Source organism: Janthinobacterium sp. BJB446 (assembly GCF_002735655.1).
GTDB lineage: Bacteria > Pseudomonadota > Gammaproteobacteria > Burkholderiales > Burkholderiaceae_D > Janthinobacterium > Janthinobacterium lividum.
Genome location: NZ_PDZK01000003.1, coordinates 138,907 through 153,412, shown reverse-complemented (window position 1 = coordinate 153,412; position 14,506 = coordinate 138,907). Strand labels below are relative to the sequence as shown.

The following is a 14,506-nucleotide window of genomic DNA, read 5'->3' as shown; positions in this document are numbered from 1 at the left end:
GATGGGGTTGAACAGTTTTTTTTATTTGTAAAGCGACAAAGCCAGCGCGCCAAAGATGGCGATGAAAATGCACAGCCGCGCCAGCGACGGGTGCCACACCATGCGGTACACGCCCAGCCAGCCCAGCAGGCGGTCGAGCAGGGTTTGCAGGCCGATGCTGAGGATGAACAGGGGCAGCAGGGTAGGAATCAGAATTCCGAACAGGGCGAATTCACGCGGCATGGTGGTCTCCGGCGCCAGGCGCCATATGGTCGAGTAATGAGGTATAGATCGAATGCAGGTCGGCCAATGCCGTGTGCAGGCGCAGGTCTTGCTCCTGCTTGCGTTCTGGTGTCGCACCGGCTTCCGTCTGGGCCGCGCGCACCACGGCGCCCGCCTGCAGGGTGGCTGCCAGCGCCGCCTGCAGTGCCGTGTCGCTGCGCGTGCGCAGCCAGGCGGCGATGTGGTCCACGCACTGCTGCAGCGCGTGGCGCGTGGCGCCTGGCCGGGCCGTCGCGATCAGTTCGCGCAATTCGATCACCGAGTGGCCGATTTCCAGCAAGGTCAAGGCCTGGCGCACGACGGCGCGCGCAGCCTCGCCCGGCGCCGGTCCGGCCGCCGCATTGAGCTGGCTGAGCAAGTCGCGCACGCGGTTGTCGAAACGGTGTTTCACGCGCCGCGCGGGCGCCGTGCACGCATGCAGCGCTTCGCGCCACAGGGCACGGCCGATGTGGTCCTTGTGGCCCATCGTGTGCTCGGGCAGCAGCACGGCAAACACGAGGGCCGCCAGCATCAGGCCCACGATCAGGGCCATGCCCGTGTTCAAGAAGGCCGCGCCATCGACATGCATCAGATTCGTCGGCGCCATCTGCGTGATGAAGGTCGACACGCCCAGGCCCACGCCCAGCTTGGCGGGATTCGTCATCAGGTACAGGCCGACGGCGAGGAAGGGAGCAAAACTCAGTACCAGCATGGGGAAACCGTCGCCATGCACCAGCACGAAGTACACGCAGACGAGCGACAGCGGCATGGCGATGAGGAAGCCCGCCAGCACCTGGCGGATCATCATGATGGGGCGCGGCGAGGACGAGGCCAGCGCGCAGAACACGGCCGCCATCAGCATCGCCGTGCTGGCGTAGGGCCAGGCGAGGAAGTAGGCGCCCAGCGCCAGCAGGGCCAGGCTGATGGCCGCGCGCGCGCCGCTGGCGATCACCAGCGCGGGCGGCGTCTTCGGCGCATACGCCTGCGGCGTGCTGATTTCCAGGGGCGTGTCGTGGGCCAGGCTGAAATACACTTCGTGAAAGCGGCTCATGTCGCGCGCGAAGCGCTCCAGCAGTTCGCATACGGTGTCGAAATCGATGCGCTGCGCATGCGCGATGGTCGCGCCGTCGATATCCGAGCGGGCCTGCGCCAGGGCCGTCTGCAGATGCAGCTGCATGGTGTCGAGCGAGTCTTGCGAAGGCGTCGCCTGCAGCGCTTCGGCGACGATGGCGTACAGGGGCGCGCAGGCCTGCATGACTTGGGTTTCGCCATCGCGCTGCAGGCGGTCGAACAGGCGGTGAAAGGTGTAGAAAGTGGTCAGCGCCGTCATGAAGGTGGCGTTGAAGGCGTGCAGCTTGCGGTTTTGCGCGCGCACGTGGCTGACCTTGCTGGTGACTTCGAACAGGGCGGCCGAGCGGCCCAGTTCCAGCGCCGCGACGTCGGCGGCAAACTGCAAATGCGTCAGTTCCACCTGCGCTGGCGTGAGTTTTTGCTGCAGCACGTCCTGGCAAAAGGTGAGGAATTTGCCGTAGCGCGCCTGCACCGTGCGCATCACCTGCGTGCCCTGGTGGCGCGGCAGCAGTACGCTGGAGACGGCCGCCGAGCAGATGATGCCCAGGCTCACCTCGGCCACGCGCGTGACGGCCAGCGCGAACACCTGCATCGGTTGCTCGATGGCGGGCAAGACGATCATGCAGGCCGTGTAGCCAGCCAGCACGTACACATACGATTGCGCATTGCGGTGCAGGGCCGAGCCGCTCGTGCACAGGCCCACCCACAGGGCCAGGCCGGCGAACAGCAGCACGGGCTGCTGCGGGAACAGGCCGATCAGGGTCAGCGCGGCCGTGCAGCCGAGCAGGGTGCCGCACAGGCGGTAAAAGCTTTTTTCCAGCACCATGCCGCTGCTGGGCAGGGCCAGGATGATGGTGGTGGTCATCGCCGTGCTGGGCGAATCGAGGCCCAGGCGGTAGGCCAGCCACAGGGCGCAGAAGGACGCGATGAGGGTCTTGCCGACGTAGATCCAGCGTTCGCCTTCCGTTGCGCGCCAGTCCTGCAGCGCCAGCGCCAGCCAGTGGGCCGCCCGGGTCAGGGGGCCGTGTGTGAATTTGGTTGCTGTGGCTGGCGTCATCGATAGGCTATCAGTTCTGGTTGTTGAGATTGTTCAGGTTGCGCAACTGGCGCATGTACAGCTTGTCGAGCACTTGCAGCTCTTCGTCCGTGAACCCTTCATACAGGGCCGAGGTTTCCTGGTACACATCGGGCAGTGCCGTTTCGATCAGTGCGCGGCCCTTGTCGGTCAGCGAGATCATCACCGAGCGACGGTCGCCGGGACGCGTGCCGCGGTGGATCAGGCCGCGCGTTTCCAGGTCGTTGCACACGCGCGTCAGGTTGGCCGGCTTTTCATGGCAGGCCATGCCCAGGGTGCAGGCGTTCGAGGTTTCGTCGTCCGTGCCGTACAGCACGGCCAGCACCATGTAGCTGGCATCGACCAGGTCGTGCTTTTTCAGCGCCGCGTTGGTCAGGTCCTTCATGCCTTTTTGAATGTGGTACGTCATGCGCAACAGGCGCATCAGTTCCATGGGGAAGCCTGGCATGCGCGTGCGGATGTTTTGCAGCCGCTTGGAGGTGGCGTCAAAAGCGGTCATGTCATATTCCTTCATGTGTGAATAAAGTTCCGATTGTATCTTGTTGGGCTAGGGCAATGCCAGGATTGCAAGCTCAGATGCCGCCTCCCAGTGCATTCATCAAGGAAACGTACAGATCGAGCTCGCGTGCCCCATTCTGCGCCTGCTGCTGTTCTTCCGCCAGCAGCGCCACTTGCGTGTTGAGCATGTTGACGGCGTCGCTCATGCCTGCCTTGTAAGCCTTCTCCGCCAGGTCGCGCGCGCGCTGCGCCGTGGCCAGCGCCTGCACGGTCAGCTGGTGCTGTTTGGCCAGCGACTGGGCGCGGGTGACGGCGTTGGCCACGTCCGACATGGCGTTGATGACGGTGGCGTTGTATTGCTCCACGGCGCCGTCGTACACGGCCGTCTGGCTGCCTAGCTGGGCGCGCAGGCGGGCGCCGGCGAAGATGGGCAGGCTCAGTGCGGGCGAGGCGCCGCGCACCTGCGAATTGGCGTCGAGAAAGTGACTGAAGCCGAAGGCCTGGAAGCCGGCAAAGGCCACCAGGTTGACGTTCGGGTAGAACTCGGCCTTGGCGGCGTCGATGCGCTGTGCCGCCGCTTCCACTCTCCAGCGCTGGGCGGCGATGTCGGGACGGCGGCCGATCAGGTCGGCCGGCAGGGCGGCGGGAATGGCCAGCGGCTGGTCCAGGCGCAGCACGGGGCGGCTCAAGGCCGCGCCCGCTGCCGGGCCCTTGCCCGCCAGGGCCGCCAGCTGGTTGCGCAGCAGGGCCAGCGATTCGGCCGACTGTTCCAGCTGGCGGCGTCCCGCCGGCAAGGTGGTTTCGATCTGCGCCACGTCGATGTCCGTGCCGATGCCGGCGGCCTTGCGCTGGCGCGTGATGTCGAGGATGCGGGCGCGCTGCGCCAGGCTGCGTTCGATCACGTCCTGCAGCTGGAATTCATACGACAGCTGGATGTAGGTGCGCACCAGCGCCGTTTCCAGGGCCAGGCGCGCCATCTGCGATTCGGCCGACGCCATCTGCACGTCGCCCAGGGCGGCGGACAGGGCGGCGCGGTTGCGGCCCCACAGGTCCAGGTCGTACGAGGCCGTGACGGTGGCCTGGTTGCGCCAGGCGTAGTTGCCGGCCAGCGGCGCCGGGGTGCTGCCGTGCTGCGAATACAGCTCGCGGTTGATGGAGACATTCGCGTCCGCCTGCGGACGGGTCTTGTCCTCGGCCGCGCCGGCCAGCGCCTCGGCCTGGCGCACGCGCGCCTGGGCGCCGCGCAGGGTGGGACTGTCGGCCAGCGCCTGCTCCATCAGGCGGTTCAATTGGGGATCGTGCAAGTCTTGCCACCATTGCGTGCGCGGCCATTGGATGGCGGCGCTGGCGGCGGCATCCATGGCCTGGCTCGCTTGCAGCTTGTTGGCGTCGAGCATGGCCGATTGTGGCGCGATATGGCCCATGTCGGCGCAAGCGCTCAAGGCAAGGATCAGGCTGGCGGCAAGCAAACGGCGGTGCAGGGACATGCAGGAACTCCGGAAGGTGGGGTTGGGGTGATGCTGACAGCTCGCCGCGGTGAGCGCCGGGAGTGGCCCGGGTGCTGCGCCGCAACTGAGGTGTGTTACTGACTGACTGAAACCGGCTGACTGGTTTCTTATTTCACGACGTGTTTTGCCGTTTGCGCGACATCAAAGTCCGCTTCCGTTTGCGGGATCAGGCCAGCCTTGCGGGCGGCGTAGAACTCGGCCATGACTTGTTCGCGCGTCACGTTGCTGGCGGCGGTGGCCGGCGTTTTCGGGTAGTCGACTTCGCTGGTGGCGATTTCGCCGGCGTTGCGGGCACGGATGTATTCGGCTGTGACGTCGGCGCGTGTGAGTTGCTGGCTGGCAGCGACTGGCGCGGCGCTTTGGGCGAAAGCCGACGTGGCGGTGGTGATGGCAAACAATGCTGCGATGAGTGATTTGGCTTGCATGATAAGACTCCAAAATGTGCATGATGGCTGGGTGGATGGGCCGGATCGCCACGTACCGGTCGGTTCGGCGGCAGGGCGCTGGTGGGCGCCGTGCCGCCGATGAAGCAGTTTCTGGATGAGAAGATGCTTACTTGAATTAACTATAGCAATGAATAGTACATTTGTGAAGTAATTTATGAAAATATTTGTGCGCCGCCGCATTTTCCGCAGGGAAAATGCCTTGCAGGCGTGCGCCGCTGGCCAGGCCAGGGGAGTAAGCTGGTTTTTTTATCAAGGGGAGCCAGCCATGAGCAGCAGTTCACTCGATCCGGACAATTTGCCCGTCACGCCCGACCGTATCCTGGGCAGCGGCCATGGCAAGGGCGCGCTTGGGCCCAGCGACAGTTCCGACAGCGGCAGCGACATGCAGGGCGTGCCGGGCCAGGACCCGGAAGCGCTCGAGAACGACAGCGATGCGGCCGGCACGGGAGAGCGGGCTGGCGTGGAGCCGCAGAATACGGCGCCCGATGGCGGCGATATCGACGTCGACCATGTGGAAAGCGTGGCGCCCGTGCGGCCGGTAGAGGAGGAGGGCGAGGGCGAACCCGGCGGTCCGCGGGGGGCTGCGCCGCGCCCCTGACGGCTGCTGGCGGCACGGTCGCCACGAATTACTGTCTCTCCTGCGCCATCAGCGTAAAATGCGGTCAAGGCGGCGTGCGCGCCGCCATGGCCAGCCGGCCGGCACAGGATAGGATGTCAGAGGATGCAAACGCAGATGTCGGAAGAGAAAGAAAAAGACTTGATGTCGATGTACCGCGAGACGCGGCCGCGCGAGTTTTTTGGCGAAAAAAGTAACACCAATCACCTGGCCTGGAGTTTGCTGGTGGTCTTGCTGGCGTTGGCGTTCTGGCTTGTCGTGGCCCTGGCGGCGGCGGAAAACCAGCGTTATGCCCTGGAAACGAAGGCTTGCCAGGATCACGTGTTCCCCACGGAAATCGACACGTCTTGCCTGAAGCAGGTCAAGTCGCGCGATCACTGGTGGCAGCACGTGGGCCACGCGCTGGTGCGCATGGGCGCCTGACCTTGGCGCGATCTGGCTGAACCTGGCGGCGGCGGGGGCCGCTGCGGTGATGGAGCGATAGTGCGGGAGGCGCCATGCCACGCGATCATTCGCGCGAGCAGCCGCAATGGCTGCTGGCGCGCCACAGTGCCTTGACGGCGCGCCAGCTGCTGCGCGCCTATGGCTTGCTATGCCTGTTTTCCCTCGTGATAGCCGCCGCCTTTGCGCTGCGCGGCCTCTGGTACATTCCCGTCTTTTCGTTCGCCGAGCTGGGCCTGGTGGCCATTGCACTGCTGCATTATCTGCGCCATGCGCGCGACTATGAACACATCGCCTTGCGCGACGGCGAGCTGATCATTGAACAGGTCAGCGCCGGGCGCTGCCGGCGCCACCACTTTTCGCCGTGGCGCACGCGCATCGCCATGCCGCAAGGGCCACGTCAGTTGATACGCATCCAGGATGTCGGCCAGGCTGGCGCGCATGTGGACGTGGGCGTGTTCGCCACGCCCGAACGGCGCCGGCAAGTGGCGCAGGAACTGCTGGCCCTGCTGCCACCGCCAGCGTAATCGCCTTACACGGCCCGCGACGGGCCTTCCCACAGATTGATATGGCCTTCGCGCGCCTGCACGTCGATGGCGGCCAGCTCGTCGGCCGTGAATGACAATTGCTGCAGCGCTGCCACGTTTTCGCGGATTTGCGCGCTGCTGCTGGCGCCGATCAGGGTCGAGGTGACGCGGGGATCGCGCAATACCCAGGCCAGCGCCATCTGCGCCAGGGTTTGCCCCCGCTGCGCGGCGATCTGGTTCAGCGCGCGCACGCGGGCCAGGTTTTCCGCGCTCAGGTGCTTTTGCAGCAGCGAACCGCCGCCGGGGCGGTTGACGCGGGCATCCTGCGGCACGCCATCGAGGTATTTGTCGCTGAGCAGCCCCTGCGCCAGCGCCGTGAACGTGATGCAACCCATGCCTTGCTCCTGCAGGGTGTCGAGCAAGCCGTCTTCCTCGATCCAGCGGTTGAGCATATTGTAGGCCGGCTGGTGGATCAGACACGGCACTTTCCACTCTTTCAGCAGGGCGGCCGCCTCGGCCGTCTTTTGCGGAGAATACGATGACAGGCCCACGTACAGCGCCTTGCCCTGCTGCACGGCAGTGGCCAGCGCGCCCATGGTTTCTTCCAGCGGCGTGTCGGCGTCGTAGCGGTGCGAGTAAAAGATGTCGACGTAGTCGAGGCCCAGGCGCTGCAAGCTCTGGTCCAAGCTGGCCAGCACATATTTGCGCGAACCGCCGCCCTGGCCGTACGGGCCCGGCCACATGTCCCAGCCTGCCTTGGTGGAAATGATCAGTTCATCGCGGTATGGTAAAAAATCGTCGCGCAGCAGCTTGCCGAAATTGCTTTCCGCGCTGCCATATGGCGGGCCATAGTTATTCGCCAGGTCGAAATGCGTGATGCCCAGGTCAAACGCCGTGCGCAGCATGTCGCGCTGGGAAGCGAGGCTGTTGCTGTCGCCAAAGTTGTGCCACAGTCCCAGCGACAGCAGCGGCAGTTTCAGCCCGCTGCGCCCGCAGGTGCGGTATTGCATGCTGTCGTAGCGGTTCTCGGCGGCGTGGTAGGTCATGGCATCTCCTGGTTGAATGAAGTGCTTATTTTCGCGCAAAATCAAGGTCTGCGTGCGTGCGGCTTGCGCGCGAAGGGACGCGCCTTACAATAAGCGTTGAGAAGTCTCGCAAGGAGCGGTCATGGAAATCGAATTGAAATTGTTGCTGGCGCAGGAAGATGTATTGCGTTTGCGCGCGCACCCGCTGCTGGCGCAGTCTGCGCAAGGCGAGCCGCAGCTGCTGCAGATGCACGATATCTATGTCGATACGCCCGATTTGCAGCTGTGCCGCCAGCAGGCGGGCTTGCGCGTGCGCCAGGTGGACGGGCGCTGGGTGCAAACCCTGAAGGCGGGCGGCACTGTCAGCGGCGGCTTGCACAGCCGCCACGAGTGGGAATGCGAAGTTCCCGGGCCGCAACCGGACCTTGCCGCGCTCGATGCGGCCATCGGCCGCAAGCAGCCTATCCGCACGCTGCTGCGCCAGGACGCCATCCGCGACGCCTTGCAGCCCGTGTTTACCACGCGTATCGAGCGCACCGTATGGCAGTTGCGCACGCCGCAGGGCGACCAGATCGAATGCGTGCTGGACCAGGGTGTCATTGAAAGCGGCGCGGATGGGGCGGATGGCGCCGTTCGCAGCGTGCCCGTCAGCGAGATCGAACTGGAGTTGAAGCAGGGGCAGGCGGCCAGCCTGTTCGACGTGGCGCTGGCCCTGCTGCAGGACGTGCCGCTGCAGCTGGGCCACATGAGCAAGGCGGAACGCGGTTACCGGCTGGCGGCATCCTATCCCTTGCAAGCCGTCAAGGCGCAGCCCCTGGCGCTGGACGGGGCCATGTCCGTGGAGCAGGTATTCCTGGCCATCGCCGGCAATTGCCTGGAGCAAGTCAGCGGCAACCAGGATGGCGTGGCGGCGGGCGAGGACGTGGAAAGCGTGCACCAGATGCGCGTGGGCCTGCGCCGCTTGCGCTCGGCGCTGGGCATGTTCAAGTCCCTGCTGGCGCTGCCGGACGCCTTGAAGGGCGAACTCGGCTGGCTGGGCGGCGCGCTGGGTGAGGCGCGCGATTGGGATGTGTTGGCTGGCAATACCCTGGCGCAGCTCGATGGCGAGGCGGCCGCGGATGCGGCGGCGCTGACAGAGGCGGCGCACGCGCAGGCGCGGCTCAAGCACGTGCAAGCGGCCCAGGCCGTCACCTCGGCGCGCTACACGGCCTGCATGCTGGGTTTGCAGCGCTGGCTGCAAGCGTGCGCCTGGCGAGACAATTGCTCCGCGCGCCAATTGCGGCGCCTGGACGCGCACGTCTCGCCGTTTGCCCGCGCGACCCTGCGCAAGGACCAGCGTCGCCTGATGAAGCGCGGCAAGCGCCTGATGCATGCCACGCCGCAGCAGCGCCATCGGGTACGCATCGCGGCCAAGAAGACGCGGTATGCGACGGAATTCTTTGCCTCGCTGTTTGCCGCGCGCACCGTGCAGCCGTATGTGGGGCGGCTGTCGCTGCTGCAGGATGAACTGGGTTGGCTCAACGATGTGCAGGTGGCGGACCGGCTGCTGCAGCAATTGCCCGAGGTTCAGACTGGCCAGGCTGACCATTCCGCTCAGTCGGCCCAGTCCGCCCGGGATGGCTTGCGGCTGCACGCGGCCTTCGTGCGCGGCTATCTGGCGGCGCGCGCGCAGGCGCAGGGCAGCGATGGCCGCATGCACAAGGCCTGGCGGCGCTTCAAGGCGGCCCGCTTGCCGGCCTGAGCCCGCTCTTGCCGCAGTATCAGGCCAGGCCAAGCCAGACCAGGCGCGGCTAGGCCAGCGGGCGCTGCAACCGGCGTTCGAGGATGGCCAGCGGCGATTTGTGCGGGGCGGCCATGGCGTGCACCGGCAGCAGCCAGGTTTGCTCCAGCGCATGCTGTCCCCGCAGGGCCGCGTGCGATACGGCGTCACTGAAGACGATCCACGTCTGGCCCGGCGCGAACGCATGGGTGTGCTGTTCCACCTGCGCCTGGTAGCCCAGGTCGGCCTTCATGGCGTCGTGCAGCTGCAGCATGTAGTGGTCGTAGGCCGTGCGCCGCGACTTGGTGATGCCCAGCCATTGCAGCAAGGCCGCCAGCACGGGTTGCGGACGCTTCGCGACGGGTAAAAAATGCTGCGCCACCTGCTCGAATGGCGCGCCCAGTTTCCAGACGCGGGGTGCGTCGCGCGGATGGATGTTGGTGAAGACGCGCAGGATGCGCCGGCCCTGCGTGGGCGAGGAGGGAAAGCTGTCGACATGCAGGCGCGTATCGTCCTTGCGCCAGGAACTCGCCCGGCCGGCGATTTCCACGGGGCGAAAGCTGCCCTTGCCTTGCTGAAGATGCGAGGAATAGCCAGGCAGCAAGCCGCCCAGCAAGCGCTGCGTGTGCCGCGCGTAGCGCTGCATCAGCGCGGCCAGCAGGGCCGCATCGCAGGCATCGCCGTGGCCGCGCACGCCGCGCGCCGGTTCCCAGCTGATATTCTTGGCGCTGCTGGCGTTACCCACCGCGCCGTTCAGCAGCGCATGCTCTTCCTGTCGCAGGGAGAAACCCAGGCGGGGCAACAGCAGCACTTGCCCATCTTCGAGTGCCTGCAGCGCCGCCGCCTGCTGCACGGCGCTGCCGCTGGCGTCCCACTGGTTCAGGGAAATGTCGATGAGTTTGCTCATGGCACAAACGGGGAAGACATCGGAGCGGCCAGTATGGGCGCCTGCCGCCCTCTCCTGTTTGCGCTAGCGCAGGTTCAGCTCACAGTTTGCTGTTCTGGCAGCCGGCGCTCACGCATTCGCGCACGCGGTCTTGCAGGAATTGCGCGCGTTCGATGGTGGTGCGCGTGGCGCAATCGAGGTTCACATAGAAGCCCGAGCCATCCTTTTTCGAGCATCGCTCGTTGCGCTCGCTGATCCAGGAAAGCTGGCCCGATTTCAGCTTTTGCTTGCCGCCGGCATCGAGCTGGGAGCTAAGTTTCTTGTAGTTGGCGTTGAGTTCCTTGTCCGCTTCCTGGTACACCTTGTTGAGGCAATACAGGCCATCGAAGTCATTGCGCGGCGTGTCGCAGGCCGAGTTGGCGAAGGCAGAGCCGGAGGCGCAGAGCAATAGGGCGAGCAGGCATTTTTTCATGGAGTGCTTTCAGAAAGTGGTGTGGCAGGATAGGCGAGCACGGCAGCGCTCTTGCGCATCGTACAACATTTTCCATCCGGGCCGCAGACGCTTGCGGGCGCGCCCGCAAGCGTGCCGTCAATAGGCCAGGCGGCCCGGCACGCTCACTTCGATCTGTGTGCCGGCGCCGGGCCGGCTGTCGATGCGCAGGCTGGCCCCGATGGCGGCGGCGCGCTCGCGCATGCCGACCAGGCCCCAGTGGCCGGGCCGCTGGCCCGCCTGCGCCACGGCGTCATCGAGGCCGCAGCCGTCGTCGCGCACGCGCAGGGTGAATGCCTGCTCCGCATAGTCGAGTTCCAGCACGATGTTTGCCGCCTCGGCGTAGCGCGAGGCGTTGAACAGCGCTTCGCGCGCGATGGCATAGATTTCGTCATGCACGCGCGGCTGCAGGCGCCGGCAGGTGCCGCTGACATGCACCGTGAAGGCGTGCGCGCGGTGCTCGGCCAGGCCCTTGCCGAATTGCTGCAGCGCCAGCCGCAGTTCGTCGGGTTCGGCCGAGGCGCGCAAGTCCATGATCTGGTCGCGGCCTTCGATCAGCAGCTGGTCCGCCAGGTTGAGGGTGCCATCGAGGCGCGCCCGTTCGCGCGTGCCCTTGGGCAGCATGTCCGCATGCGCATGGAACGACAGGATCAGGCCTTGCACGCTTTGCAGCAGCGTGTCGTGCAGCGAACGGGCGATGCGCGAGCGCTCGGCCAGGCGCTCCTGCAAGCGTTCCTGCAACCGTTCCTGCATATTGCGCGTCAGGTGGCGGATGCGCAGCACGTAGCCGCCATACAGCAGCAGCGCGGCGCCCAGCGCCAGCAGCACCACGAACCACGGCGTTTGCACGAAGGTGGGCGCGATGACGATGTCGAGCCCTGTTCCCTGCGTGTTCCACACGCCGTCTTCGTTGGCGGCCGTGACGTCGAAGCGGTAGCTGCCGGGGGCAAGGTTGGTGTAGTAGGCCTCGCGGCGTCCCACCGCCTCCTGCCAGCCCGTGTCCACGCCTGCCAGCCGGTAGCGCAGGCGCACGCGTTCCGGCATCGACAGGCTCAGGGCCGTGAAGCCGATCTGCAGGGTCTTGCTGCCTTGCGGCAGGTGCTGCGGCTTGCCATCGTCTAGGGCGTAACGCACGCCATCGGCCAGCAAGCTGTGGATCTGCACGGGCGGCGCCAGGGCGTTGCGGCGGATGTGCAGCGGGTCGAGCATGGCGATGGTGGCCGAGGTGGAGAACCACAGCTTGCCATCGGGCGCATGGATCAGCGACGGCACGGGGCGCAGTTGCGAGGCATGGCCCTGCAAGCCGTCAAGCGCGTCGAAGCGCTCCGAGGTAACAGCGCTGCCGTCCCGCATCCACGCGGCCAGGCTGGCGGCAGCGATATGGTCGATGCCGTCCGCGCCATGCAGCCACAGGTCGCCGTCCGGCAGGCGCACGATGCCCGATACGCCGCGAAACGCCGCCCCTTGCGCACCGCGCAAGGTGTGGAAGCGGCCGGCGCGGTACAGGGCCACGCCGTTTTCGCCGCCGGCCCACATCGCCTCGCCATCGCGGTACAGCTGCAGCACGGTGCCCACCTGCAAGCCCTCGGGCGCGCCGAGCCGCCTGACGGCGCCCGTACGCTGGCCATCGGCCACCAGGCTGAGCGTATTGTCGGCATGGCCCAGCCAGACGGTGCCGGCGCCATCCATCGCCATGGCCGTGGTCAGCACCGCCGGCAGGCCGGACAGGCCGCCGTCGGCGATCCATTTTCCTTCGCTCAGGCGAAACAGGCCGCCGCCGGAAAACGAGGCCCACAGGGCGCCTGAGCGGTCCTGCTGCAGCGCCTGCGGATCGAGTCCCAGCACGGGCGGCACCACGCGCGTCATGGCGCCGTTGCGCGCGCGATGGTGCAGCTCCTGCTCGTTGCCCAGCCACAGCGTGCCGTCGGGCGCCCAGTGGCTGGCCGCCAGCGCCCCTTTCAGTATCACTTTCTTCACCCCGTCGGCGGTAAAGCTGCGCACGTCGCCCACGTAGTCGCCGATCCACACGTCGCCATCGGGCCCCGGCAGCATGCCGGGATGGTCGAAGGGCACGGCAACGGCCAGGGTCTTCAGGCGGTTCGGCCGCAGCCGGTCCAGGCCCGTCGAGGTGCCGAACCACAGATTGCCTTCGCGGTCTTGGAACGACGTTTGCGGCAGCGGGCCGCTGATGCCGTTCTGGCGCGTCAGGCGCTGGGCCGGCAGGCTGGGGCCGGAAGGATCGAACTTGCGCTCAATGCCATCGGGCTGCATCAGCCACATGGTGCCGGCGCGGTCGAAGCGGATGCCGTTGCCCGTGGCGTCGGGCCGGATGGGCGCGTCGCCGCGCGGCGCGCTGGTGCGCACGCGATAGTAATTGCTTTGCGCGTCCACAGCCCAGATGGCGCCATCGGGCGCTTCATCCATGCTGGTGAGCATGGTGCGCGGCCAGGCATGGGAAAAGCGCGTCTCGCCCGGCCTGCGGAAAAAGACGCCGTGCATGGTGCCCATCCACTGCGTGCCATCGCGCCCGAACAGGATCTGGTACACGCGCTTGTCGGGCAGGCCCACGTTGGCGGCTTGCGCGACGAAACGGTCGGCGCCCGGCGCCAGGCGCGCCGCGCCATCGCGCGTGCCGACCCAGATGGCGCCGTCGGGCGCTGCCTCGATATGGAACACGGCGCCCGGCGGCAAGCCGTCCGCTTCCCCGTACGTGCGCGCGCCACCCTGGCGAAAGACGCTGACGCCGCCGAGGCGGTAGCCGACCCAGACGGCGCCGTCAGGCGGCGTGGCCAGGCCCAGCACATTGCTCGACGGCAGGCGGTGGCCGTACACGCTGTCGACGCGGTCGAAGCGCACGCCATCGTAGCGGTACAAACCGGTGGCCGTGGCGATCCACAGCCAGCCATCCTTGCCCTGGGCGAATTTCAGTACGTCGACGGGCGCGCCTTGCAGGGCGCCCCAGGCGTTGTGGGTGTAGTCGGACAACAGGGGCGATGGGGCGGCCGCGCACGCGTGCAGGTGGCACGCCAGCAGGGGCAAAATCAACAGGCGGCGCAGCAGGCGAGCGGACATCGGGGCAGGGCGGGGTGGGAAGATGCTGATTGTAGCGCAGCGCCTCGCCTTTCAGCAGGCAAAAAAAAGCCCGCGCGGGGCGGCGCAGGCTTTTTCTCCTTACGTTGACAGGAACTGCTTACGCGAAGTTCTTGGCAACGAAGTCCCAGTTGACCAGGCCCCAGAACGTTTCCACGTACTTGGCGCGCAGGTTGCGGTAGTCGATGTAGTAGGCGTGTTCCCACACGTCGCAGGTCAGCAGCGGCTTGTCGCCGGTGGTCAGCGGGCAGCCGGCGTTCGAGGTGTTGACGATGTCGACGGAGCCGTCGGCTTTTTGCACCAGCCAGGTCCAGCCCGAACCGAAGTTGCCCACGCACGACTTGGTGAATTCTTCCTTGAACTTGTCGAACGACGACCATTTGGCGTTGATCGCGTCAGCCACGGCACCCGCAGGAGCGCCGCCGCCGGCCGGCTTCATGCCGTTCCAGTAGAAGGTGTGGTTCCATACTTGCGCTGCATTGTTGAAGATGCCGCCCGACGATTTCTTGATGATCTCTTCCAGCGACAGGTTCTCGAACTCGGTACCCTTGATCAGGTTGTTCAAGTTGGTGACATACGCCTGGTGATGCTTGGCATAGTGGTATTCCAGGGTTTCTTTCGAAATATGCGGCGCCAGAGCGTCCATTTCATACGGCAGTGGTGGCAGAGTATGTTCCATGTGATGTCCCTTTGTGGTGAATGTTCGGAGTCTTCCAGCCTGTGGCCGGAGGGTTGAGCCAAGCTTGCTTGAAGCAGGCATTCTTGCTGAACGAGCCACTATTGTAAAGCGGATGCGCCATTGCTGCAGATTCCCGCATGCGTTGCGGATACTGG

Annotated in this window: 14 protein-coding genes; 4 read left to right on the top strand and 10 right to left on the bottom strand. The window is 66.1% G+C overall.

Translation table 11 applies throughout. The features are described from left to right. Nucleotides 1–21: 21 nt before the first annotated feature. The 5 genes from CSQ92_RS20020 to CSQ92_RS29110 form a co-directional block, all read right to left on the bottom strand. The gene (locus CSQ92_RS20020; protein WP_092611384.1) at nt 22–222 is read right to left on the bottom strand and encodes a DUF1656 domain-containing protein; all 201 of its coding nucleotides are present in this window, start codon (nt 220–222) and stop codon (nt 22–24) included. Then, nucleotides 212–2,368, bottom strand: coding sequence for an FUSC family protein (locus CSQ92_RS20015; protein WP_257219297.1), 2,157 nt, complete (start codon nt 2,366–2,368; stop codon nt 212–214). Before CSQ92_RS20015 ends, CSQ92_RS20020 begins: the two co-directional genes overlap by 11 nt. A gap of 10 nt (nt 2,369–2,378) precedes the next feature. Then, the gene (locus CSQ92_RS20010) at nt 2,379–2,885 is read right to left on the bottom strand and encodes a MarR family winged helix-turn-helix transcriptional regulator (RefSeq protein WP_034782299.1); all 507 of its coding nucleotides are present in this window, start codon (nt 2,883–2,885) and stop codon (nt 2,379–2,381) included. Nucleotides 2,886–2,958: 73 nt separating this feature from the next. After that, the gene (locus tag CSQ92_RS20005) at nt 2,959–4,371 is read right to left on the bottom strand and encodes an efflux transporter outer membrane subunit (RefSeq protein ID WP_099395175.1); all 1,413 of its coding nucleotides are present in this window, start codon (nt 4,369–4,371) and stop codon (nt 2,959–2,961) included. A gap of 128 nt (nt 4,372–4,499) precedes the next feature. Then, nucleotides 4,500–4,817, bottom strand: a complete 318-nt coding sequence (locus CSQ92_RS29110; RefSeq protein WP_180277071.1) for a DUF4148 domain-containing protein — start codon at nt 4,815–4,817, stop codon at nt 4,500–4,502. 286 nt (nt 4,818–5,103) lie between these two features. Between CSQ92_RS29110 and CSQ92_RS19995 the strand changes: the two genes are divergently transcribed. The 3 genes from CSQ92_RS19995 to CSQ92_RS19985 all read left to right on the top strand — a co-directional run bounded on the left by CSQ92_RS19995 (nt 5,104) and on the right by CSQ92_RS19985 (nt 6,422). After that, nucleotides 5,104–5,436: a hypothetical protein gene (locus tag CSQ92_RS19995; protein WP_099395173.1), complete on the top strand. Its 333-nt coding sequence runs from the start codon at nt 5,104–5,106 to the stop codon at nt 5,434–5,436. 123 nt (nt 5,437–5,559) lie between these two features. Further along, a complete protein-coding gene (locus CSQ92_RS19990; protein ID WP_034782067.1) occupies nt 5,560–5,877 on the top strand; it encodes a hypothetical protein in 318 nt (105 codons plus the stop codon). A gap of 74 nt (nt 5,878–5,951) precedes the next feature. After that, nucleotides 5,952–6,422, top strand: coding sequence for a DUF2244 domain-containing protein (locus tag CSQ92_RS19985; protein ID WP_052140101.1), 471 nt, complete (start codon nt 5,952–5,954; stop codon nt 6,420–6,422). A gap of 5 nt (nt 6,423–6,427) precedes the next feature. Here the strand turns inward: CSQ92_RS19985 and mgrA are convergent, their stop codons facing one another. Continuing rightward, nucleotides 6,428–7,468 (bottom strand): L-glyceraldehyde 3-phosphate reductase, encoded by a 1,041-nt coding sequence (mgrA, locus tag CSQ92_RS19980; protein ID WP_034782068.1) that lies wholly within the window; start codon nt 7,466–7,468, stop codon nt 6,428–6,430. A 121-nt stretch (nt 7,469–7,589) separates the two neighbouring features. Here mgrA and CSQ92_RS19975 point away from each other — a divergent pair, with 121 nt between their 5' ends. Beyond that, a complete protein-coding gene (locus tag CSQ92_RS19975) occupies nt 7,590–9,188 on the top strand; it encodes a CYTH and CHAD domain-containing protein (RefSeq protein ID WP_099395172.1) in 1,599 nt (532 codons plus the stop codon). A gap of 49 nt (nt 9,189–9,237) precedes the next feature. Here CSQ92_RS19975 and CSQ92_RS19970 read toward each other — a convergent pair whose 3' ends face one another. The 4 genes from CSQ92_RS19970 to CSQ92_RS19955 all read right to left on the bottom strand — a co-directional run bounded on the left by CSQ92_RS19970 (nt 9,238) and on the right by CSQ92_RS19955 (nt 14,351). Then, nucleotides 9,238–10,113 carry a Kdo hydroxylase family protein gene (locus CSQ92_RS19970; RefSeq protein WP_099395171.1) on the bottom strand — a complete coding sequence of 292 codons (876 nt, stop codon included), beginning with the start codon at nt 10,111–10,113 and terminating at the stop codon, nt 9,238–9,240. Nucleotides 10,114–10,192: 79 nt separating this feature from the next. Next, a complete protein-coding gene (locus CSQ92_RS19965; protein WP_034782071.1) occupies nt 10,193–10,564 on the bottom strand; it encodes a lysozyme inhibitor LprI family protein in 372 nt (123 codons plus the stop codon). Between the two features lie 117 nt (nt 10,565–10,681). Then, complete coding sequence (locus CSQ92_RS19960) at nt 10,682–13,654, bottom strand: sensor histidine kinase (protein WP_099395170.1); 2,973 nt, start codon at nt 13,652–13,654, stop codon at nt 10,682–10,684. 118 nt (nt 13,655–13,772) lie between these two features. Beyond that, the gene (locus tag CSQ92_RS19955; RefSeq protein WP_034751750.1) at nt 13,773–14,351 is read right to left on the bottom strand and encodes a superoxide dismutase; all 579 of its coding nucleotides are present in this window, start codon (nt 14,349–14,351) and stop codon (nt 13,773–13,775) included. Nucleotides 14,352–14,506: the final 155 nt, after the last annotated feature.